This is a genomic window from Klebsiella sp. JB_Kp004 (assembly GCF_040065795.1).
Lineage (GTDB): Bacteria > Pseudomonadota > Gammaproteobacteria > Enterobacterales > Enterobacteriaceae > Klebsiella > Klebsiella quasipneumoniae.
This window is the reverse complement of sequence record NZ_JBEAKW010000050.1, coordinates 75,497-97,441: the sequence shown is the minus strand read 5'-3', so window position 1 is coordinate 97,441 and position 21,945 is coordinate 75,497. Positions and strand designations below refer to the sequence as shown.

18 protein-coding genes are annotated in these 21,945 nt (G+C 58.7%); 6 read left to right on the top strand and 12 right to left on the bottom strand.

From position 1 onward, the window contains the following. Positions 1–184: 184 nt before the first annotated feature. The 12 genes from folA to citC all read right to left on the bottom strand — a co-directional run bounded on the left by folA (position 185) and on the right by citC (position 14,342). Positions 185–664 carry a type 3 dihydrofolate reductase gene (gene folA / locus ABLX76_RS23820; protein WP_004204271.1) on the bottom strand — a complete coding sequence of 160 codons (480 nt, stop codon included), beginning with the start codon at positions 662–664 and terminating at the stop codon, positions 185–187. A gap of 173 nt (positions 665–837) precedes the next feature. Next, positions 838–2,703 carry a glutathione-regulated potassium-efflux system protein KefC gene (kefC, locus tag ABLX76_RS23815; protein ID WP_023291948.1) on the bottom strand — a complete coding sequence of 622 codons (1,866 nt, stop codon included), beginning with the start codon at positions 2,701–2,703 and terminating at the stop codon, positions 838–840. After that, the gene (kefF, locus tag ABLX76_RS23810; RefSeq protein WP_004204269.1) at positions 2,696–3,229 is read right to left on the bottom strand and encodes a glutathione-regulated potassium-efflux system oxidoreductase KefF; all 534 of its coding nucleotides are present in this window, start codon (positions 3,227–3,229) and stop codon (positions 2,696–2,698) included. Before kefF ends, kefC begins: the two co-directional genes overlap by 8 nt. 131 nt (positions 3,230–3,360) lie before the next feature. Then, a complete protein-coding gene (locus tag ABLX76_RS23805; RefSeq protein WP_002888059.1) occupies positions 3,361–3,594 on the bottom strand; it encodes a YgdI/YgdR family lipoprotein in 234 nt (77 codons plus the stop codon). A gap of 169 nt (positions 3,595–3,763) precedes the next feature. Next, positions 3,764–6,988 carry a carbamoyl-phosphate synthase large subunit gene (gene carB / locus ABLX76_RS23800; protein ID WP_004204267.1) on the bottom strand — a complete coding sequence of 1,075 codons (3,225 nt, stop codon included), beginning with the start codon at positions 6,986–6,988 and terminating at the stop codon, positions 3,764–3,766. Between the two features lie 17 nt (positions 6,989–7,005). Further along, positions 7,006–8,154, bottom strand: a complete 1,149-nt coding sequence (carA, locus tag ABLX76_RS23795; RefSeq protein WP_072421132.1) for a glutamine-hydrolyzing carbamoyl-phosphate synthase small subunit — start codon at positions 8,152–8,154, stop codon at positions 7,006–7,008. Between the two features lie 457 nt (positions 8,155–8,611). Continuing rightward, positions 8,612–9,433, bottom strand: a complete 822-nt coding sequence (gene dapB, locus ABLX76_RS23790) for a 4-hydroxy-tetrahydrodipicolinate reductase (RefSeq protein WP_023291944.1) — start codon at positions 9,431–9,433, stop codon at positions 8,612–8,614. 226 nt (positions 9,434–9,659) lie between these two features. Beyond that, the gene (citG, locus tag ABLX76_RS23785) at positions 9,660–10,568 is read right to left on the bottom strand and encodes a triphosphoribosyl-dephospho-CoA synthase CitG (protein WP_032453157.1); all 909 of its coding nucleotides are present in this window, start codon (positions 10,566–10,568) and stop codon (positions 9,660–9,662) included. A gap of 18 nt (positions 10,569–10,586) precedes the next feature. Continuing rightward, positions 10,587–12,113: a citrate lyase subunit alpha gene (gene citF / locus ABLX76_RS23780; RefSeq protein ID WP_032429096.1), complete on the bottom strand. Its 1,527-nt coding sequence runs from the start codon at positions 12,111–12,113 to the stop codon at positions 10,587–10,589. Positions 12,114–12,123: 10 nt separating this feature from the next. After that, a complete protein-coding gene (gene citE / locus ABLX76_RS23775; RefSeq protein ID WP_023291941.1) occupies positions 12,124–12,993 on the bottom strand; it encodes a citrate (pro-3S)-lyase subunit beta in 870 nt (289 codons plus the stop codon). Continuing rightward, entirely contained in the window at positions 12,990–13,283 is a 294-nt protein-coding gene (gene citD, locus ABLX76_RS23770; protein ID WP_023291940.1) for a citrate lyase acyl carrier protein, read from the bottom strand. Before citD ends, citE begins: the two co-directional genes overlap by 4 nt. A 30-nt stretch (positions 13,284–13,313) precedes the next feature. Next, positions 13,314–14,342, bottom strand: coding sequence for a [citrate (pro-3S)-lyase] ligase (gene citC / locus ABLX76_RS23765; RefSeq protein ID WP_348875371.1), 1,029 nt, complete (start codon positions 14,340–14,342; stop codon positions 13,314–13,316). 256 nt (positions 14,343–14,598) lie between these two features. Between citC and citS the strand changes: the two genes are divergently transcribed. From citS to ABLX76_RS23735, 6 genes are all read left to right on the top strand, one after another. Further along, positions 14,599–15,939: a citrate/sodium symporter CitS gene (citS, locus tag ABLX76_RS23760; protein WP_023291938.1), complete on the top strand. Its 1,341-nt coding sequence runs from the start codon at positions 14,599–14,601 to the stop codon at positions 15,937–15,939. A 160-nt stretch (positions 15,940–16,099) separates the two neighbouring features. Next, positions 16,100–16,351, top strand: a complete 252-nt coding sequence (locus ABLX76_RS23755) for an oxaloacetate decarboxylase subunit gamma (RefSeq protein WP_348875370.1) — start codon at positions 16,100–16,102, stop codon at positions 16,349–16,351. Positions 16,352–16,366: 15 nt separating this feature from the next. Next, a complete protein-coding gene (gene oadA, locus ABLX76_RS23750) occupies positions 16,367–18,136 on the top strand; it encodes a sodium-extruding oxaloacetate decarboxylase subunit alpha (RefSeq protein WP_348875369.1) in 1,770 nt (589 codons plus the stop codon). Between the two features lie 15 nt (positions 18,137–18,151). Beyond that, a complete protein-coding gene (locus ABLX76_RS23745) occupies positions 18,152–19,453 on the top strand; it encodes an oxaloacetate decarboxylase subunit beta (protein ID WP_211774334.1) in 1,302 nt (433 codons plus the stop codon). A 165-nt stretch (positions 19,454–19,618) separates the two neighbouring features. Then, entirely contained in the window at positions 19,619–21,247 is a 1,629-nt protein-coding gene (locus ABLX76_RS23740) for a sensor histidine kinase (protein WP_086075196.1), read from the top strand. Beyond that, the gene (locus tag ABLX76_RS23735; RefSeq protein ID WP_044525323.1) at positions 21,240–21,944 is read left to right on the top strand and encodes a response regulator; all 705 of its coding nucleotides are present in this window, start codon (positions 21,240–21,242) and stop codon (positions 21,942–21,944) included. Before ABLX76_RS23740 ends, ABLX76_RS23735 begins: the two co-directional genes overlap by 8 nt. The last annotated feature ends 1 nt before the right edge of the window (position 21,945 follow it).

Below are 21,945 nucleotides of genomic sequence, written 5' to 3'. Positions count from 1 at the left end.
CCTTACCCGACCTACGTTTACGTGCCATTTGTCACCCCGGGCAGCGCTCCGGAAAGACGCACCCCGCGACGGGAAACCTGGCGTAGAAAAAATAGTGGCAGCGGCATCCGCGCTGAATTCACGCCAAAGAAAACCCCGGTCACGCCAGACGCGACCGGGGTTTTTTCATTGCTATCCTTCCCGCTTAACGGCGTTCGAGGATCTCAAAGCAGTAGCTGTGGGAGTTCTGCGCGTCGGCGTCATGAAACTCGCTGAACACCGATTCCCACTGGTCCGGATCGTAATCCGGGAAATGGGTATCGCCTTCCACTTCCGCATCGATATGGGTCAGATAGAGCTTCTGCGCCTTCGGCAGGAACTGCTCATAAACCCGACCACCGCCGATCACCATGATCTCTTCCACATCGCCGCAGGCGGCAATCGCTTCGTCAACGGAGGAGACCCACTGCACGCGATCGTCGCTGCCTGGCTTGCTGCTGATCACGATATTTTTACGCCCCGGCAACGGGCGCCCAATGGATTCCCAGGTCAGACGCCCCATCACTACCGGCTTATTTAATGTGTTGCGTTTGAACCAGGCGAGATCGGCAGGCAGGTTCCATGGCATGGCGTTTTCCATACCAATGACGCGATCTACCGCTAACGCCGCAATCAGACTGATCATTCATTCATTCCTGAGTACAAAAAATTGTCGCCACTATACGGAAAGCGTACAACTTCGTCGACTGGCCGGAGGGTAAAGAATAAGAAAATTTTCTGATTTGCTGGCAAGCCCACGTTCGTGCCGTGGGCCGCCAGAACAGGATCCAAACGAAAACAAAATGTTACTGATTAACGTCAGGCGGAGGGCTTATTTTCCGGCTCATCGGCGATATCCCCGGTGTGCCTGCCCTCTTCCGTCCCCTGCCAGCCGTGACGCTGCACCAGCGACAGATGATGACGATCTTCGTTGATGATGCCGGTCAGCATATCGCTGGTCCGCTTGAAGACCGCCACCCGCGACGCCGCATCGTTTTCCGCCATCGCCACCATCTCTTCGACCATCTGCAGGTTGAAGCGACGGAACAGATCGGCCCGCTCGCGCGCTTCATACGCGCCGAGCCCCAGCGCCTCCAGCGTCATCCGGCCGGATTTCAGCGCCGCCTCGAAGGTTTCACGCTCCGGGGCTTCGACGCCAGCCTGACGCAGCTGGATATAGTGATCAACATCGCGGGCGCGGGAGATAATCTGCAGATGCGGAAAATGCTCTTTTACCCTCGCCACCAGCTCCAGGCTGACGTGCGGATCGTCAATGGCATTGATCAGCACCTCCGCCTTTTCGGCGCCAGCCGACTCCAGCAGATCGACCCGGGTGGCATCGCCGTAGAAGACCTTCATATCAAATTTGCGCAGAGTATCGACATGGTCCGGGTCGTGATCGAGGATCACCATCTTCACCCCGCTGGAGAGCAGCAGTCGCCCGGCGATCTGCCCGAAGCGGCCAAAGCCGGCGACAATCACCCGCGGCTGCTCTTCATCAATCTCGTCCGCATCACGCGCCTGGCCGCTGGACGATTTCTCCAGACGGGTCAGCAGCACCAGCAGAATGGGGGTTGCCGCCATCGACAGCGCCACCGCCAGGGTCAGCGCCTTTGCCCATTCGCCGTCCAGCACCTCCGCCATCCGCGCGGCGCCAAAGACCACAAACGCGAACTCACTCCCCTGCCCCAGCAGCACCGCAAACCAGCGGCGCTGGGCGCGAGGCACGCCAAGCGGCCTGGCGATAAGCCACAGCATCAGCATTTTTATCGCCAGGAAACCCACCAGCAAAATCACAATACGCAGCGGATGGGTAACCAGGGTGCCGAAATCAATCGACATCCCGACGCCGATAAAGAACAGCCCCAGCAGCAGGCCTTTAAACGGCTCAATATCGCTCTCCAGCGCATGGCGATACTCGGAGCTGGCCAGCAGCACCCCGGCGAGAAACGCCCCCATCGCCATCGACAGCCCCACCTCTTCCAGCAACAGCCCAAAGCCGAAGACCAGGAACAGGGCCACGGCGCTGAACACTTCGCGCAGACCGGAACGGGCGACAAAGCGCAGCAGCGGACGGGTCAGATAGCGCCCCAGAACCACCACCAGCGCCAGCGCCGCGGCCACCTTCAGCGCGGAGAGGGCAAAAGCCATCAGCGAAGTGGCGCCGCCGCTGGCCGCCAGCAGCGGGATCATCGCCACCAGCGGGATCGCCGCGATATCCTGGAACAGCAGCACCGCGAAGGCGCTGCGCCCCATCTGCGACATCGTCAAATTGCGCTCATTCATCGCCTGCATGGCGATAGCGGTTGAGGAGAGCGCCAGGGTCATACCGATCAGCTCGGCCACCTGCCAGCGCAGGCCCAGCAGCATGCAAAAGAGGCCGATCAATACCCCACAGGCCACCATCTGCAGCGCGCCGCCGCCAAACACCGAAGCGCGCAGCTTCCACAGACGCTGCGGATCCAGCTCCAGACCAATGACGAACAGCATCAGCACCACGCCAATCTCGGCAAAGTGCAGAATCGCCTCGGCGTCGGTCACCAGCCGCAGCCCCCACGGCCCGATAATACAGCCGGCGATGAGATAGCCCAGCACCGACCCAAGCCCAAGGCGGACGGCGATGGGCACAATCAGCGCCGCGGCGCCAAGGTAAATCAGCGCCTGTATCAGCGTATGGCTATCCATTCTGATGTGCCTCCTGCCAGTCGATTAAGCGTTGACGATAGTGGCGGGCCTGCGCCTGCAGCGTTTCGTCATCGCAGATAAAGGTGCAGTGCATGGCGAACGGCGGCAGCCATTTCATCCCGCAGTAAAGCGCGGTGGCCTGCAGCGGCTGCGCCAGCACCGGAAAACCGGGAAACGAACCGATATCAAAGTGGCTTTCACCGCCGCCGGTGGTCACCGCCCACATCAGCGATTTACCGCGCAGCGCAATACCGTTATGGCCATAGGCCCAGCCGTGCGACAGCACTTTGTCCATCCACAGCTTCAGCAGCGGCGGCACGCTATACCACTGCATCGGGTGCTGCCAGATAACCAGATCGGCACGGGCGAGCGCCGCCTGCTCGGCGGCGACATCGATATTAAAGTCGGGATAGAGTTGATAAAGGGAGCGTATCTCTACGCCTTCAAGCGTCCCTGCTTGTTCAAGCATTCGCTTATTCGCATGAGAATGCTGCGGATAAGGATGCGCATAAATTATCAGAATCATTGATTGGCCTGCGTTAACTCTTGTCGTAATCAGCAAGAGTGTAGACAGTTAAGCGAACCGCTTACAATGATAACTGTGATTTATGTCGCGGTGGTGTACGTAACGCGCGCCTGAATGGAAAACGTCAGGCCTTAATTATCCAGCTCATCCATGGATTTCACCTGATCGCGGTTAATCTGCTCCACGCGTCCGGTTTCGGCATTTTTGTAGGAGACCAGACCGGTATCATCATCCACCTGCGGTTTACCGCTGGTGACAATGGTCTTGCCGTCGGTGGTTTTGATCGACTGATTCGATGAGCAACCGGCCACGAACATGATTGCCGTCGCTGCCAGCGCGGATGCCACCAGAATATTGTTGCGCATTGTATCCTCCTGTCTTTTCATCAATAGGTATCGTTATGGTGCTAACTATAGTTAGCCTGACCCGACAGGGGGTTAAAAGCAGAACTCTCTGAAGATGGCCGCAGCCAAAAAAAATGGGCTGACGATATCGTCAGCCCAGGTTTGTTGCTATCCGGCCAGGCCGGAGCGCTTATTTGGTGATTTGCGCGTGCATTTCCTGAACCGAAATCACCTTGTCGGTGGCGTCAGCGTTCAGCGCCATCGCGGTGGCAAAGCCGCCGTTCAGGGTGGTGTCATAGTGCACTTTGTACTGCAGGGCGCTGCGGCGAATCAGCTTGGAGTCTTCAATCGCCTGACGACCTGCGGTGGTGTTGATGATGTAGGTATATTCGCCATTCTTGATACGGTCCTGAATGTGCGGACGGCCTTCATGCACCTTGTTCACCAGACGCGGGTTGATGCCGGCTTCGCCCAGCACAATCGCCGTGCCGTGGGTTGCATCCAGCTCGAAACCAAACTTCAGCAGCTTCGCCGCCAGGTCGACCACGCGCTCTTTGTCGCCTTCGCGGACGGAGAGCAGCGCGCGCCCCTGTTTCTTCATGGTCGAGTTGCTGCCCAGCTGCGCCTTGGCGAACGCTTCGGCAAAGGTGCGGCCGACGCCCATCACTTCCCCGGTGGAGCGCATTTCTGGCCCTAACAGCGGGTCAACGCCCGGGAATTTGTTGAACGGCAGAACCACCTCTTTCACCGAGTAGTACGGCGGGATGATCTCTTTGGTCACGCCCTGCTGCGCCAGCGTCTTACCGGCCATCACGCGCGCCGCCACTTTCGCCAGCGGTACGCCGGTGGCTTTGGAGACGAACGGCACGGTACGCGCCGCACGCGGGTTGACTTCAATCAGATAGACTTCGTTATCTTTCACCGCGAACTGGACGTTCATCAGACCGCGAACCTGCAGCTCGAAGGCCAGCTTCTGCACCTGCTCGCGCATCACATCCTGAATCTCTTTGCTCAGGGTGTAGGCTGGCAGGGAACAGGCGGAGTCGCCGGAGTGAACGCCTGCCTGCTCGATATGCTCCATGATGCCGCCAATCAGCACCATTTCGCCATCGCAGATAGCATCGACATCCACTTCAATCGCGTCGTCGAGGAAGCGGTCCAGCAGCACCGGCGCGTCGTTGGAGACGCTGACCGCAGTCTGGAAGTAGCGGCGCAGATCCTGCTCGTCATAGACGATCTCCATCGCCCGACCGCCCAGCACGTAAGACGGACGCACCACCAGCGGGTAGCCAATCTCTTTCGCTTTCTCTACCGCCTGTTCAATGGCGGTGACGGTGGCGTTCGCCGGCTGCTTCAGCTTCAGACGGTCAACCGCGTGCTGGAAGCGCTCACGGTCTTCCGCACGGTCGATAGCGTCCGGGCTGGTACCGATAACCGGTACGCCTGCGGCTTCCAGCGCGCGCGCCAGCTTCAGCGGCGTCTGGCCGCCGTACTGCACGATAACGCCTTTTGGCTTCTCGATGCGCACGATTTCCAGCACGTCTTCCAGGGTGACCGGCTCGAAGTACAGACGGTCGGAAGTGTCGTAGTCAGTAGAGACGGTTTCCGGGTTACAGTTGACCATGATGGTCTCGTAACCGTCTTCGCGCAGCGCCAGCGAGGCGTGTACGCAGCAGTAGTCGAATTCGATACCCTGACCGATACGGTTCGGGCCGCCGCCGAGGACCATGATTTTATCGCGGTCAACGGACGGGTTGGACTCGCACTCTTCTTCATAAGTGGAGTACATATAGGCGGTATCGGTGGCGAATTCCGCGGCGCAGGTGTCCACGCGCTTGTAGACCGGGTGCAGATCATACTGGTCGCGCAGTTTGCGGATTTCCGCTTCCCGCACGCCCGCCAGCTTCGCCAGACGCGCATCGGCAAAGCCTTTACGCTTCAGGGTGCGCAGGAAGTCAGCGTCGAGGCCGTTGATGCCCACTTCCGCCACTTTCTCTTCCAGACGGACCAGCTCTTCAATCTGCACCAGGAACCAGCGGTCGATGTTGGTCAGGTTGAAAACGCCGTCAACCGAGAGGCCCGCGCGGAACGCGTCGGCGATGTACCAGATACGCTCAGCGCCGGCGTCTTTCAGTTCGCGGCGGATTTTAGTCAGCGCTTCCGGATCGTCGAGGCTCACTTTCGGGTCGAAGCCAGTGGCGCCCACTTCCAGACCGCGCAGCGCTTTCTGCAAGGACTCCTGCTGGGTACGGCCAATCGCCATCACTTCGCCGACGGACTTCATCTGGGTGGTCAGACGGTCGTTGGCGCCGGCGAATTTTTCGAAGTTAAAGCGTGGGATTTTCGTGACCACGTAGTCGATGGACGGCTCGAAGGAAGCCGGGGTACGGCCGCCGGTGATGTCGTTCATCAGCTCGTCGAGGGTGTAACCTACCGCCAGCTTGGCGGCCACTTTAGCAATCGGGAAGCCGGTGGCTTTGGAGGCCAGCGCCGAGGAGCGGGAAACGCGCGGGTTCATTTCGATAACGATCAGGCGACCGTTTTTCGGGTTGACCGCGAACTGAACGTTAGAGCCGCCGGTTTCGACGCCGATTTCACGCAGCACCGCCATCGAGGCGTTACGCATGATTTGGTACTCTTTGTCGGTCAGGGTCTGCGCCGGCGCAACGGTGATGGAGTCACCGGTGTGGATCCCCATGGCGTCGAAGTTTTCGATAGAGCAGACGATGATGCAGTTGTCGTTCTTATCGCGCACCACTTCCATCTCATACTCTTTCCAGCCGATCAGCGATTCATCAATCAGCAGCTCGTTGGTGGGAGAGAGATCCAGGCCGCGGGTACAAATCTCTTCGAACTCTTCGCGGTTATAGGCGATGCCGCCGCCGGTGCCACCCATGGTGAACGACGGACGGATGATGCACGGATAGCCGACGTCAGCCGCTACCGCCAGCGCCTCTTCCATCGTGTGGGCGATACCGGAACGCGCGGTGTCGAGACCGATTTTTTTCATCGCGATATCGAAACGGCGACGGTCTTCGGCCTTGTCAATCGCATCGGCGGTGGCGCCAATCATGGTCACGCCGAATTCAGCCAGCACCCCCTGACGCTCCAGCTCCAGCGCGCAGTTCAGCGCCGTCTGGCCGCCCATAGTCGGCAGCACCGCGTCCGGGCGCTCTTTTTCGATGATTTTGCGCACCACTTCCCAGTGAATCGGCTCGATGTAGGTGGCATCGGCCATTTCCGGGTCGGTCATGATGGTCGCCGGGTTAGAATTCACCAGGATAACGCGGTAGCCCTCTTCGCGCAGGGCTTTACAGGCCTGGGCGCCGGAGTAGTCAAACTCGCACGCCTGACCGATAACAATCGGGCCCGCGCCCAGAATCAGGATACTTTTTATGTCTGTACGTTTTGGCATGGCTCTTTTACTCCTGATTATTTCGCGGACTGACGGTATTGCTCAATTAACTCGATAAAGTGGTCGAACAGCGGCGCGGCATCGTGCGGCCCCGGGCTCGCTTCAGGGTGGCCCTGGAAGCTGAACGCCGGCTTGTCGGTGCGATGGATCCCCTGCAGGGTGCCGTCGAACAGCGACTTGTGGGTCACGCGCAGGTTGGCCGGCAGCGTCGCCTCATCCACGGCGAAACCGTGGTTCTGGGCGGTGATCATCACCACGTTATTATCAATATCTTTCACCGGGTGGTTGCCGCCGTGGTGGCCGAACTTCATCTTAATGGTCTTGGCGCCGCTCGCCAGCGCCAGCAGCTGATGGCCGAGGCAGATGCCGAACACCGGAATATCGGTCTCCAGGAATTTTTCAATCGCGTCGATAGCGTAATCACACGGCGCCGGGTCGCCAGGACCGTTGGAGAGGAAAATGCCGTCCGGATTGAGCGCCAGCACATCCGCCGCCGAAGTTTTCGCCGGCACCACCGTCAGGCGGCAGCCGCGATCAACCAGCATGCGCAGGATGTTGCGTTTCGCGCCGAAGTCATACGCGACGACGTGGAACGGCAGCTCGTTTTCCGCTTTCGCTTCCGGCAGGTCGCCCGCCAGGGTCCAGCTGCCTTGCGTCCAGCTGTAGGTTTCTGCGGTGGTCACTTCTTTCGCCAGGTCCATGCCGTTCAGGCCAGGGAACGCTTTCGCTTTTTCCAGCGCCAGCTGGGCATCCGGACTGTCGCCCGCGATGATGCAGCCGTTCTGCGCCCCTTTCTCACGCAGCAGACGCGTCAGCTTGCGGGTATCGATATCGGCAATCGCCACGATGTTATGGCGCTTCAGATAGGAAGAGAGGTCTTCGGTACTGCGGAAGTTGCTGGCAATCAGCGGCAGGTCGCGAATAACCAGACCCTGAGCATGTACCTGAGAAGATTCTTCATCGGCGGCGTTGGTGCCGACATTACCAATATGAGGATAAGTAAGAGTGACGATTTGGCGGGAATAGGAAGGATCAGTGAGGATTTCTTGATAACCGGTCATTGAAGTATTGAAAACGACTTCCCCAACCGCCGTGCCGGTTGCCCCGATGGCCCGACCGTGAAACTGGGTTCCGTCTTCCAGAACCAATAGCGCTGACTTAATCAAAACATCCTCCAGAGAATATCCACTCACTTTATTTGCATATTAATTCATAAACACGATCTGAATCAATGCAAATCTGTTGCCCGCAGATTTTTGGCAAACGGCGGCATTCTGGAGAGATGTCGGATAAAAGTCAACTTAAAGCGGAGATTTTTAATGTCATTTTACGCCACTGGCGCATAACACGTGATTTTTACGCCAAAAAGATCAACAAACCTGGCTGAGAAAACGCTTGCGGACGGCGAAGAGTGTAAAACCTGGCGCTGAGCGGCAAAAAAGTGGACCAAATGGTCAAAATTTACATTTCGTTCACTAAAAAACCGAACAACATCCAAACTTATAGCCTTCTCAGATGAACAACAACCAAAAACAGCCAAAAATAAAAAAGGGCAACAAAATATTGCCCCTTGCATCAATAACTTATTGATAGCAATAACCACATCACGATGGGTAATAATCGTTATAAACTATTCAGTTCCAGCACGTCACGCATATCAAAGAGGCCATTTTTCTTGCCTTTCAGCCACAATGCAGAGCGAACCGCACCATTAGCAAATGTCATCCGACTGGAGGCTTTATGGGTGATCTCAATACGTTCGCCAATATCAGCAAACATCGCTGTATGTTCACCGACGATATCCCCCGCGCGGACGGTCGCGAAGCCAATAGTGCCCGGGACGCGTTCGCCAGTGTGGCCTTCACGACTGTAGACCGCGCAGTCCTTGAGATCTTTGTTCAATGCCCCGGCGATCGCTTCGCCCATCGCCAGCGCGGTGCCTGACGGCGCATCCACTTTATGCCGATGGTGCGCTTCGATAATTTCGATGTCGGTGTAGTCGCCCATCACCTTCGCCGCCTTCTCCAGCAGCTTTAACAGAACATTGACGCCGACGCTAAAGTTAGCGGCAAAGACAATGGCAATCTCCTGCGCGGCATCGCTAATCGCCTGCTTGCCAGCGTCGTCAAAACCGGTGGTGCCGATGACCATCCCTTTGCCGTGGTCGCGGCAAAACGCCAGATGGTTCAGCGTGCCTTCCGGGCGGGTAAAATCGATCAACACGTCGAAATCATCTTTTACCGCCGTCAGGCTACTCTGCACCGTGACGCCCGCTTTGCCGGCGCCCGCCAGCTCGCCGGCGTCGCTGCCCACCAGGCTGGATCCTTCACGCTCCAGCGCCGCGCCCAGCGCCACTCCATCCATCTGCAGCGCAGCCTGAATTAACTGGCGTCCCATCCGGCCGCCCGCGCCGGCGATGGCCACGCGGATTTGTGCATCATGCATAGCTATTCTCTTTTGTTAACATTACGTAAATTGTTTTCAGAGTAACCAGCCCGTCAGCGGGCCGCTACTCAAAAACGCCGATAATTAGAAATTTATGACAAACGGCGGACGATATCAGTAAAAACTATATGATTGTGCCGCAATTCCTCGTTTACGCAGTGAGAACCAGGATGCGAATGATGATGCCCCGCCCGCACGGTGCGGGCGAGGGCCATGTTGCAGAGGGTTACAGCGGGAAAAGCGCGCCGGCGGGAAACGCGGATAAAAACCAGGTCACCGCCAGCAGATCGGCGCTACCGCCGGGGCTAAGATGGCGGGCAATCAGATCGTCATCAAACTGGCGCAACGCCTCCAGCCCACCGTCAGCCAGCACGCCGCCCTGCCACAGCAGCCGCTGCGCCTCCTGCTGGACATAGTTCAATCCGGCCAGCCCGCCGCGTGACACCAGGTTGGTGTCATCATTCCATGCCATCAGATGCAGCAGGGTTTGCAGTAGCGCCAGATTGCTGTCGCCGGTCTCCTCCATCATGCGGTTAAAGACCGGTAATGCCTGGGTGCGCACAGTCAGGAATCCGCTCTCCGCCTCGCCGCGGGCGCCGGAGAAGCCGTAACGCAGAAAATGCATCTCGCCTTTGCTCAGCCGTTCCCCACTGGCGGAGGACAATTCCTGCATAACCATGCCGCGACAGAAGCGCGCCACCTGGTCGCAAAGCCGGTGCTGCTCTATCGGCTCGCCTTTCGAGACCAGCCTGCCCGCTGCCGCGCTGAGCAGGCCAAAAGCGAAGATCGCCCCACGATGGGTATTCACCCCGCCGGTGACCTCCAGCATATCGTTCTCGCAGGCCATTCCCACCGGACGCAGCATCATCAACACCTGCTCCGGCGCGACCGCCGCGGTATCGTGGCCCATGATAAAAAACTTCTCCATCCACGGCGCCACCACCGCGGTACTGGCCTCAAACGAGGCCAGATCCATATCCCGGTGCGCGCCAGCGTTACGAATATCCACCAGCCCGGGCTTAGGGGTCAGGCGAACTTCGGTCAACAGCGCGCGCTCTACCGCGCTGACCACCTCTTCGGCGCTCAGTGGTTTTCCGCGTAGCACACGCGGAGGTTGAATTAACACGTCGCTCATAGCCTTTCCCCTCCGCGCTTAGTCGCTGTTTTTCACCTGATGGATCACATCGATGACCGAACCGTCGCGATAGCGGACTACCGCCACCACCCGATCGGTAAATTCGATCGCTTTCGGTTTGCCCGTCAGCAACTCCGCGCGCTGCTGCAGTTCCTCAATGGTCATCAGCGCAATACCGGCGTTGCGTAAATTGTCGATCAGGTCCTGGCGCGCCGGGTTTACCGCAATGCCATGGTCGGTGACCAGCACATCCACGCTGGCTCCCGGCGTCACGCGGGTCAGCACCTTTTCCACGACGCAGGGAATGCGCCCGCGAACTAACGGCGCGGTAATGATGGTCAAATCCGCGCCGGCGGCGGTATCGCTATGACCGCCTGACGCGCCGCGCAGCACGCCATTGGAGCCGGTCATCACGTTGACGTTAAAGTCGGTGTCAATTTCCAGCGCGCTGAGCATTACCACGTTTAAGCGCTCGCAGGAGGCCCCTTTGGAACCCGGGCTGGCATATTGATTGGTAGAGATTTCGACGTGGTTCGGGTTCTGCGCCAGCGAGCGCGCCGCATCGCCATCGAACGACTGGGTGTCGAGCAGCGTTTTAATCAGCCCTTTCTCATGCAGATCGACCATCGTCCCGGTGATGCCGCCAAGGCCGAAGCTGGCGGTGATACCGTTGCGGCGCATTTTGTCTTCCAGGAAGCGGCTCACCGCCAGCGAGGCGCCGCCGGTGCCGGTCTGCAGCGAGAATCCCTCTTTAAAGTAACCGGAGTGTTCAACCACCTTCGCCGCCTGGCGGGCGATCAGCAGCTCGCGCGGATTGCTGGTCAGACGAATGGCGCCAGCGGTGATTTTTTCCGGATCGCCTACTTCGTCCACCTGAACGATCAGATCCACCTGATCCTGGGCGATACTGGCCGGGTAGTTAGGGTAGTCCACCCACTCTTCGGTCAACAGCACGACGCATTTGGCATGTTCCGCATCAACGCGCGCGTAGCCCAGCGAGCCGCAGCGCGACTTACCGCTAAAGCCGTTGGCATTGCCAAACTCATCGCAGCAGGGAACGCCGAGGAACGCCACGTCAATGGACAACTCACCGCTTTGGATCAGCTGTACGCGACCACCGTGAGAGTGGATCTGCACCGGATTTTCCATCAGCCCGGCGGAGATCTCCTCGCCGAGCTTCCCGCGCAGGCCGGAGGTGTAGATCTGGCGGATCACGCCGTTTTTAATATGCTCGATCAGCGGCCAGTGAGCGTCGATAAGCGAACTGGACGCCAGGGTCAGATCGCGAAAGCCCATCTCCGCCAGCTTCGCCACCACCATATTGACCACTTTGTCACCGCCGCGAAACGCGTGGTGGAACGAGATGGTCATGCCGTTTCGCAGGCCGGAACGACGGATTGCCGTTTCCAGCGAGTCGCAGATTTTACGCCGGCGCTTTTCCGTCTCACTGGCCAGCCATGGGCTTTTCGCCGTCACGCCGCTGTAAGGGGTCAATCCTTCCGGCATCACATACTGCTGATTAAGCATTGCTACTGTCTCTTTCATCTTATTCCCCTTAATCACGAATACCGGAAGCTGAAAGCGCCACCACTTTGCGCGCGTGGTCGATAATCGGTCCATCGATCATCTTGCCGTTCAGCGACACCACGCCCAGACCGCGCGACTCTGCCTCTTCCGCCGCGGCAATCACCTCCAGCGCATGGTCGACCTCTTTTCGCGTCGGGGCATAGACCTGGTGCAGCAGTTCGATCTGGCGCGGGTTGACCAGTGATTTCCCGTTGAAGCCGAGGTTCTTCGCCAGATTCGCTTCCGCGAGGAAGCCCTCTTCATTATTAATATCCGACCACACGACGTCATAGGCGGCGATGCCGGCGACCCGCGCAGCATGCAGCACGGCGCAGCGGGCATAGAACAGCTCAGTGCCGTCGCCGCGGGAGGTGCCCATATCCATAACGTAGTCGAAGGCCGCCAGCGCGATGGCCGACAGACGCGGGCTGGCGCGGGCGATCTCGACCGCGTTTACCACCCCCAGCGCCGACTCGATGGCCGCCATAAGCCTGGTGCTACCCACTTCCCGGCCGCACTCGCGTTCAATCCGCTCAACGTGGGCTTCCAGTTCATGAATATCTTCTTTGCTGTCGGTTTTCGGCAGACGTACCATGTCCACACCCGCGCGTACCACCGCTTCCAGGTCGGCCAGACCAAACGGCGTATTTAGCGGGTTAATGCGCACCACGGTTTCGATATCCTGATACAGCGGATGCTGCAGCGCCTGATACACCAGCAGGCGAGCGGTATCTTTCTCGCGCAGCGAAACGGCATCTTCGAGGTCGAACATCACCGCATCGGCGCCGTAAACGAATGAAGTACTTAACATGGCGGCATTGGCGCCGGGGATAAACAGCATACTGCGACGTGGTTTCATAGCTGGCTCCATTGCAATTGAGACTGTTGCGCCGCGCGCAGGGCCGCAGCCTGAACCCGGGCGCGCAGAACGCACTCCAGCGCCCCTTTATCATCCACCACCACGTTGGCCTGGCTAACGCCGAGCTGCGTCAGGGTTTCTCTGACCACCTGCTCAATCGCATCGCCAAACTGCTGCTTCACAATGCTGTCGATCTCCAGTTGAATGCCCGGCTGCGTCGCCGGCCCAATCCTGACCATCACATCGCTGGACTCCAGCGTGCCGGCCAGGGCGTCAATCTTCATTTCCATAGAGGCAAATCCTTTGTTATGGCGTAAAAATCAGGCGGTTTGATGTTCGCTTTCCGCCAGTTGCATCAGAAAAGAGAGGGTTCCCGGCGGCACCAGCGCCGCCACCGCCTGCCAGTTGCGCTGCCGGTACAGTTCGCGCACCCTGGAAGCCGATATCGGCCCGCCGTTTTTTTCGATTCGCGCCAGCTCAACCACCTCAACAGGCGGCGCGTCGCCTGGCGCTGCCAGCAACGCTTTCATACGCTGGTTGTAATGGCGGGTCAGCGAACACAGCGGCTCAGTGCCGACAAAACGATGGGTTATCTTCAGCGCCGGGGCTAAATGTTCGCGGAACAGCTGGAGATCGATCTGGTTGTGGCAGTCGTCCACCCCCCCCTGTTCTTTGAGGAAGTAGCCAGGGAAGGTGGCCCGCGAGATGAGGTATGCCGAACCGGGATGCAGCGTTACCTTGTTGATGCCGGCAATCCCTTTTTCGATTAGCGTGTAGCGATCCTGATACGTGAAACGGGAGGCATCCTCTTTCACCACAAACAGGTGTAGCCAGTCGCACTGACGGGCCGCCTGCTCCACCAGCCAGCGGTGGCCGAGCGTGAACGGGTTGGCGTTCATCACGATAGCGCCTATTTTGCGTCCCGGCTGACGGTACATCGCCAGCTGGCGGCAGTAGCGGGTCAGCCGTTCGCGGCTATTTTCCAGTAACACGGCGAGATCGCCGGCCTGCGCGATTGGCCAGAATCCGGCGCCGGCAAAGAGCGCGACGTTACAGGGCTTAGTGAATAAAAACAGTTCACTGCGCCCCAGCTCGTAGGCCAGGGTGAGTAATTCTGTCAGTAGCTTAAGGCTCAGCCCCTCCCCCTGCAGCGAGGGGTCGATAGCGATGCACTTCAGGACGTTGCCGGCGATGGCGCCGCAGCCGACCAGCCGCTGCTGATACTCGGCGACAATGGCCATTTCGCAATCAGCCTCTAATGAGAGCTGATGCTGACGGAGAAAGAGGTCAATCGCCTCTCGCCGCGATTTATCCTTCCGTAGCAGAACGCGTTTTAATATCAGAGTCATTTTTTAGCGCTTCGTTATTCCAAAACGACCTGTATTTCGCCAGCGTTCGGCTTTCGATTCTTGTATTTAAATCACAATTTTCCCCGTCGCTTAATTGGCTTTATGGTTTTTATGTTGTTAATTCATTCAGCATAATAAAAATAATTAAATTAATTAAAAACACGAGTATTCAGTGAAGGTTATCACACCTTAACACTGAGTCTATTTATTACTATGCGCCGGTCTTATTACTTCATTGATAAACAGGATAACGTTTATGACTAACATGAGCCAGGCTCCGGCGACGGAGAAAAAGGGCGTAAGCGACCTGCTGGGATTTAAAATCTTCGGCATGCCGTTACCCCTTTATGCGTTTGCGTTAATTACGCTATTACTTTCCCACTTCTTTAATGCGTTACCCACCGACCTGGTTGGCGGCTTTGCCATTATGTTTATTATCGGCGCCATCTTTGGCGAGATTGGCAAACGGCTGCCGATATTTAATAAATATATTGGCGGCGCGCCGGTGATGATCTTCCTCGTCGCCGCTTATTTCGTTTACGCAGGCATTTTTACCCAAAAAGAAATTGATGCAATCACTAATGTGATGGATAAAAGCAACTTCCTGAACTTATTCATCGCAGTTTTGATAACTGGCGCCATTCTCTCGGTTAACCGTAAACTGCTGTTGAAATCGCTGCTGGGTTATATTCCGACGATCCTTATGGGGATCCTCGGCGCATCTATCTTCGGGATTATCATCGGCCTGTGCTTCGGTATTTCCGTAGACCGCATTATGATGCTGTACGTCCTGCCGATTATGGGCGGCGGCAACGGCGCAGGCGCGGTTCCGCTGTCTGAAATTTATCACTCCGTCACCGGCCGCTCCCGTGAAGAGTACTACTCCACCGCGATTGCCATTCTGACCATCGCCAATATCTTCGCCATCGTTTTTGCCGCGCTGCTCGATATTATCGGTAAAAAACACACCTGGCTGAGCGGGGAAGGCGAACTGGTACGTAAAGCCTCCTTTAAAGTTGATGATGATGAAAAAGCAGGCCAGATTACCCATCGCGAAACGGCAGTCGGCCTGGTGCTCGCCACCACCTGTTTCCTGCTGGCCTACGTCATTGCCAAGAAAATTTTGCCAAGCATTGGCGGTGTCTCAATCCACTATTTCGCCTGGATGGTGCTGATCGTCGCGGCGCTGAACGCTTCCGGCCTCTGCTCGCCGGAGATCAAAGCCGGGGCCAAACGCCTGTCTGACTTCTTCTCTAAGCAGCTGCTGTGGGTACTGATGGTCGGGGTCGGCGTGTGCTACACCGACCTGCAGGAAATTATCGACGCGATTACCTTCGCGAACGTCATCATCGCTGCGGTAATCGTCGTGGGTGCTGTCGTCGGGGCGGCCATCGGCGGCTGGATGATTGGCTTCTTCCCGATCGAATCCGCCATCACCGCAGGCCTGTGCATGGCTAACCGCGGCGGCTCAGGCGACCTGGAAGTGCTCTCTGCCTGTAACCGTATGAATCTTATCTCTTATGCGCAAATCTCCTCCCGTCTGGGCGGCGGTATTGTGCTGGTCATCGCCAGCATTGTGTTCGGCATGATGATGTAACCAACACGCACGATGGCGATGTTTGAGCGTCAACCACAGCGATGCCAGTCAGGGGCCAGAGCCGGGGGCGGCTTCGGGAAATCCCCCCTACTCCTTAGCCGGAAGTATCGTTTGGTTAACCTTCAAACACGCCGTCGTGCCCTTACTTTAGGGTCTTTCAATGACTGAAGCTGTACTGCTGGGTGAAGGCTTCACCCTGATGTGCCTCGGCATGGGGTTCGTGCTGGCGTTTCTGTTTCTGCTGATTTTCGCCATCCAGGGGATGTCCGCCGCCGTCAACCGCTTCTTCCCCGAACCGGCTGCGGCGCCAAAAGCGACGCCACTGCCCGCCGTTGCGCCCGCCGGCGACTTCGCCCGCTTAAAGCCGGCGATTGTCGCCGCCATTCACCACCACCGCCGTCTTCACCCTTAATTCACGGAGGAATTCATGACCGTTGCCATTACCGATGTCGTCCTGCGCGACGCCCACCAGTCCCTGTTCGCCACCCGTCTGCGTCTCGACGATATGCTCCCCGTCGCCGCTCAGCTTGACGACGTCGGCTACCGTTCGCTGGAGTGCTGGGGCGGCGCCACCTTCGACGCCTGCATCCGCTTCCTCGGCGAGGACCCGTGGGTCCGCCTGCGCGAGCTGAAAAAGGCGATGCCGAAAACCCCGCTGCAGATGCTGCTCCGCGGCCAGAACCTGCTCGGCTACCGTCACTACGCCGACGACGTGGTCGAACGCTTCGTGGAGCGAGCCGTCAAAAACGGTATGGACGTCTTCCGCGTCTTCGACGCCATGAACGACCCGCGCAACATGCAGGCCGCCCTGCAGGCGGTCCGCAGCCACGGCGCCCACGCCCAGGGCACCCTGAGCTACACCACCAGCCCGGCCCACACCCTGCAGACCTGGCTCGACCTCACCGAACAGCTGCTGGAGACCGGCGTCGACTCCATCGCGATTAAAGACATGTCCGGCATTCTCACCCCCGGCGCCGCCTTTGAGCTGGTCAGCGAAATCAAAAAACGCTTTGCCGTCACCCTGCACCTGCACTGCCACGCCACCACCGGCATGGCGGAGATGGCCCTGCTGAAGGCCATTGAAGCCGGCGTCGACGGCGTCGATACCGCCATTTCCTCGATGAGCGCCACCTACGGCCACCCGGCCACCGAAGCGCTGGTGGCCACCCTCGCGGGTACTGAGCACGACACCGGGCTGGATATCCACAAGCTGGAGAGCATCGCGGCGTACTTCCGCGAGGTGCGTAAGAAGTACCACGCCTTCGAGGGCCAGCTGAAAGGCACCGACAGCCGCATTCTGGTCGCCCAGGTCCCGGGCGGGATGCTCACCAACCTCGAAAGCCAGCTGAAGCAGCAAAATGCCGCCCACCGTCTGGATGAAGTGCTGGCGGAAATCCCCCGCGTGCGCGAGGACCTCGGCTTCATCCCGCTGGTCACCCCGACCTCGCAGATTGTCGGCACCCAGGCGGTGCTCAACGTGCTGACCGGCGAGCGCTACAAAACCATCGCTAAAGAAACGGCGGGCATTCTGAAAGGTGAGTACGGCCACACGCCGGCGCCGGTGAACGCCGCCCTGCAGGCCCGCGTACTGGACGGCGCTGAAGCCATCACCTGCCGCCCGGCGGACCTGCTGAAGCCGGAGCTGGCGCAGCTGGAAGCCGATGTGAAGCGCCAGGCGCGGGAGAAGAATATTCAGCTGGCGGAGAACGCCATCGACGACGTGCTGACCGTGGCCCTGTTCCCGCAAATCGGCCTGAAGTTCCTGGAGAATCGCAATAACCCGGCGGCGTTCGAACCGGTGCCGCAGGCTGAAGAGGTCAAACCGGCGGCAAAAGCCGATAAACCGGCCGCCTCCGGCGTCTACACCGTGGAAGTGGAAGGCAAAGCCTTTGTGGTGAAGGTCAGCGACGGCGGCGACGTCAGCCAGCTGACGGCAGCGGCTCCCGTGCAGGCCGCTGCGCCTGCCGCCGCCCCGGCCGGCGCCGGCACCCCGGTCACCGCGCCGCTGGCGGGCACTATCTGGAAAGTGATTGCCGGCGAGGGTCAGAGCGTGGCCGAAGGCGACGTGCTGCTGATTCTGGAAGCCATGAAGATGGAAACCGAAATCCGCGCCGCTCATGCCGGGACCGTCCGCGGTATCGCGGTGAAAGCCGGCGATGCGGTGGCGGTCGGCGACACCCTGCTGCAGCTGGCGTAACGACGAGGAGCGGAAATGGAAAGTCTGAACGCCCTGATTCAGGGGATGGGGCTGATGCACCTGGGGTTCGGCCAGGCGGTGATGCTGCTGGTCAGCCTGCTGCTGCTCTGGCTGGCGATTGCGAAGAAGTTCGAGCCGCTGCTGCTGCTGCCGATTGGCTTCGGCGGCCTGCTCTCCAATATCCCGGAGGCCGGGCTGGCGCTCACCGCCCTGGAGAGCCTGCTGGCCCACCACGACCCGGCGCAGCTGGCGGTGATTGCCGCGAAGCTCCACTGCGCGCCGGACGTCCACGCCATTAAGGAGGCGCTGGCCCTGGCCCTGCCGTCGGTGCAGGGGCAGATGGAGAGCCTGGCGGTGGACATGGGCTACTCCGCCGGGGTGCTGGCCATCTTCTATAAGGTGGCGATTGGCTCGGGCATCGCGCCGCTGGTGATTTTTATGGGCGTCGGGGCGATGACCGACTTCGGCCCGCTGCTGGCCAACCCGCGCACCCTGCTGCTGGGGGCGGCGGCGCAGTTCGGTATCTTCGCCACCGTCCTCGGAGCGCTGACGCTGAACTACTTCGGCCTGATTTCGTTCACCCTGCCGCAGGCGGCGGCCATCGGCATTATCGGCGGCGCCGACGGCCCGACGGCGATCTACCTGTCGGGCAAGCTGGCGCCGGAGCTGCTGGGGGCCATCGCGGTGGCCGCCTACTCCTACATGGCGCTGGTACCGCTGATCCAGCCGCCGATCATGAAGGCGCTGACCACGGATAAGGAGCGGAAGATCCGCATGGTGCAGCTGCGTACGGTGAGTAAGCGGGAGAAGATCCTCTTCCCGGCGGTACTGTTGCTGCTGGTGGCGCTCCTGCTGCCGGACGCCGCGCCGCTGCTGGGAATGTTCTGCTTCGGCAACCTGATGCGCGAGAGCGGGGTGGTGGAGCGGCTGAGCGATACGGTGCAGAACGCGCTGATCAACATCGTGACCATCTTCCTCGGGCTGTCGGTGGGGGCCAAGCTGGTGGCGGACAAGTTCCTGCAGCCGCAGACCCTGGGGATCCTGCTGCTGGGGGTGATCGCCTTCTGCGTGGGGACCGCCGCCGGGGTGCTGATGGCGAAGCTGCTGAACAGGTTCAGTAAGAACCCGATCAACCCGCTGATCGGTTCAGCCGGGGTGTCGGCGGTGCCGATGGCGGCCAGGGTGTCGAACAAGGTGGGTCTGGAAGCGGACGGGCAAAACTTCCTTCTGATGCACGCGATGGGCCCGAACGTGGCGGGGGTGATCGGCTCGGCGATCGCCGCCGGGGTGATGCTCAAGTACGTGCTGGCGATGTAGGCCGGCGTCCTCCCCGGAGGCGTGGCCGTTGCCCCGCCTCCGGGTCAGGATTAACAACGCCCCTTTGCCATCGATCACTTTTCTGAAATTAGCGGTTCTGTGCGCCATCTGCGGGTTCTCGGGCCGCGAAACGGGGAAACTAATCATTTAATGTCTATTGGCGCTATGTATACCCGAAAAATCACCCACTGGTTTGCCAGGCGATCGTTTCAGAATCGCATCTTCCTGCTGATCTTATTCACCTCGACGATCGTTATGCTGGCGATGTCATGGTATCTGACAGACATCACCGAAGAGCGTCTGCATTACCAGGTCGGGCAGCGGGCGCTGATTCAGGCAATGCAGATTTCGGCGATGCCGGAGCTGGTCGAGGCGGTTCAGAAACGCGACCTCGCCAGAATCAAAGCGCTTATCGACCCCATGCGTTCGTTCTCCGACGCCACCTATATCACCGTCGGTGATGCTAACGGCCAGCGCCTCTATCACGTCAACCCTGATGAAATCGGCAAATCGATGGAGGGCGGCGATAGCGATGAAGCACTATTAAACGCGAAAAGCTACGTGTCAGTGCGCAAAGGCTCGCTGGGCTCCTCGCTGCGCGGTAAATCACCGATTCAGGACGAGACCGGCAAGGTGATCGGCATTGTGTCGGTAGGCTATACCATTGAACAGTTAGAGAACTGGCTCAGCCTGCAGATAAGCTCGCTGCTGATCCCGATGGCGATCATGTTACTGCTCCTGCTCTACTGCGCCCGCCGCTTCTCGTTGCATATCAAAAAGCAGATGCTGAATATGGAACCCCAACAGCTGTCGCAGTTGTTGATCCAGCAAAGCGTATTGTTTGAATCCGTGTTCGAAGGGCTTATCGCCATCGACTCCCGTTACAAGATCACCGCGATTAATCAGACTGCCCGCCGGCTGCTCAACCTGAGCCAACCGGAAACGACGCTTATCGGTAAAGGGATCAGCAGCGTGATTTCGCAGGAGGCTTTCTTCTACGATGCGCCGCAGACCAATAAAAAAGACGAGATCGTCACCTTCAATCAGATCAAAGTGATCGCCAGCCGGATGGCGGTGATCTTAAATAATGAGCCACAGGGCTGGGTGATCAGCTTTCGTAGTAAAGACGATATCAACACCCTCAGCCTGCAGCTTAGCCAGGTACAACAATATGCCGATAACCTGCGCGCCGTGCAGCATGAACATCGCAATCTGATCTCCACCATCGCCGGCCTGCTGTTTCTTAAACGCTACGATCATGCGCTGGATCTGATCCAACAGCAGTCGGAAAGTCACCAGAAGGTCATCGATTTTATCGCGCGTAATTTCCAGGACAACCACCTGGCCGGGCTGTTGATCGGCAAATATTACCGGGCCAAAGAGCTTGGACTTGAGCTGATTTTCGATCCAGCCTGCTTCGTCGACAGATTACCCACCGCCCTTTCTCACAACGAATGGATCTCGATCGTGGGGAATCTGCTTGATAACGCCTACAATGCCAGCCTGCAACAGCCGCAGGGCTCAAGGCAGATAGAGTGCCTGATCAACAGTGACGGCCACGAGGTGATTATCGAGGTCGCCGATCAGGGATGCGGCATTGACGAGACGCTGCGCGATCGGATCTTCGAGCGCGGCGTCACCAGCAGCGTCAGCAAAGATCATGGCATCGGACTCTGGCTGGTTCGCAGCTACGTGGAACAGGCAGGCGGCAGCATCGTCGTCGAAAATAACATTCCTTTTGGCACCATCTTTACTCTTTATATTCCCCTGACCCGAGATGAACATCATGGATAGCATCACCACTCTTATCGTTGAAGACGAACCTATGCTGGCGGAGATCCTGGTGGATAACATCAAACAGTTTCCCCAGTTCGACGTCATTGGCATTGCGGATAAACTCGAGAGCGCCAGGAAACAACTCAGACTGTATCAACCGCAGCTGATCCTGCTGGATAATTTCTTACCTGACGGCAAAGGTATCGACCTGATCCGCCATGCGGTCAGTACCCATTACAAGGGGCGGATTATCTTTATTACCGCTGATAATCATATGGATACCATCAGCGAAGCACTGCGCCTGGGGGTGTTCGACTATCTGATTAAGCCGGTGCACTATCAGCGCCTGCAGCACACCCTGGAGCGCTTCGCTCGCTATCGCAGCTCGCTGCGTTCCAGCGAACAAGCCAGCCAGATCCACGTCGATGCGCTGTTTAATATTCAGGCTCGGGAACAGACGGAACCGGCCAGCGCACCGCTACGTGGGATCGATGAAAGCACCTTTCAGCGCGTACTCCAGCTGTTTGCCGACACGGGGGTGGTGCATACCGCCGACTCGCTGGCGCGTATCCTTGGCAGCAGCAAAACCACCGCCCGCCGTTATCTGGAACAAGGGGTGAAGAACGACTTTCTGGAAGCGGAAATTAGCTACGGCAAGGTTGGTCGACCGGAGCGTATTTATCGCGGCAAACAGACCTCCCCTGAGCAGGTCTGAA

Excerpts from the sequence above, each read along its gene's own strand:
- folA (WP_004204271.1), bottom strand. The coding sequence starts at position 664 with ATGATCAGTCTGATTGCGGCGTTAGCGGTAGATCGCGTCATTGGTATG.
- kefC (WP_023291948.1), bottom strand. The coding sequence starts at position 2,703 with ATGGATAGCCATACGCTGATACAGGCGCTGATTTACCTTGGCGCCGCG.
- kefF (WP_004204269.1), bottom strand. The coding sequence starts at position 3,229 with ATGATTCTGATAATTTATGCGCATCCTTATCCGCAGCATTCTCATGCG.
- ABLX76_RS23805 (WP_002888059.1), bottom strand. The coding sequence starts at position 3,594 with ATGCGCAACAATATTCTGGTGGCATCCGCGCTGGCAGCGACGGCAATC.
- carB (WP_004204267.1), bottom strand. The coding sequence starts at position 6,988 with ATGCCAAAACGTACAGACATAAAAAGTATCCTGATTCTGGGCGCGGGC.
- dapB (WP_023291944.1), bottom strand. The coding sequence starts at position 9,433 with ATGCATGATGCACAAATCCGCGTGGCCATCGCCGGCGCGGGCGGCCGG.
- citG (WP_032453157.1), bottom strand. The coding sequence starts at position 10,568 with ATGAGCGACGTGTTAATTCAACCTCCGCGTGTGCTACGCGGAAAACCA.
- citF (WP_032429096.1), bottom strand. The coding sequence starts at position 12,113 with ATGAAAGAGACAGTAGCAATGCTTAATCAGCAGTATGTGATGCCGGAA.
- citE (WP_023291941.1), bottom strand. The coding sequence starts at position 12,993 with ATGAAACCACGTCGCAGTATGCTGTTTATCCCCGGCGCCAATGCCGCC.
- citD (WP_023291940.1), bottom strand. The coding sequence starts at position 13,283 with ATGGAAATGAAGATTGACGCCCTGGCCGGCACGCTGGAGTCCAGCGAT.
- citC (WP_348875371.1), bottom strand. The coding sequence starts at position 14,342 with ATGACTCTGATATTAAAACGCGTTCTGCTACGGAAGGATAAATCGCGG.
- citS (WP_023291938.1), top strand. The coding sequence starts at position 14,599 with ATGACTAACATGAGCCAGGCTCCGGCGACGGAGAAAAAGGGCGTAAGC.
- ABLX76_RS23755 (WP_348875370.1), top strand. The coding sequence starts at position 16,100 with ATGACTGAAGCTGTACTGCTGGGTGAAGGCTTCACCCTGATGTGCCTC.
- oadA (WP_348875369.1), top strand. The coding sequence starts at position 16,367 with ATGACCGTTGCCATTACCGATGTCGTCCTGCGCGACGCCCACCAGTCC.
- ABLX76_RS23745 (WP_211774334.1), top strand. The coding sequence starts at position 18,152 with ATGGAAAGTCTGAACGCCCTGATTCAGGGGATGGGGCTGATGCACCTG.
- ABLX76_RS23740 (WP_086075196.1), top strand. The coding sequence starts at position 19,619 with ATGTATACCCGAAAAATCACCCACTGGTTTGCCAGGCGATCGTTTCAG.
- ABLX76_RS23735 (WP_044525323.1), top strand. The coding sequence starts at position 21,240 with ATGGATAGCATCACCACTCTTATCGTTGAAGACGAACCTATGCTGGCG.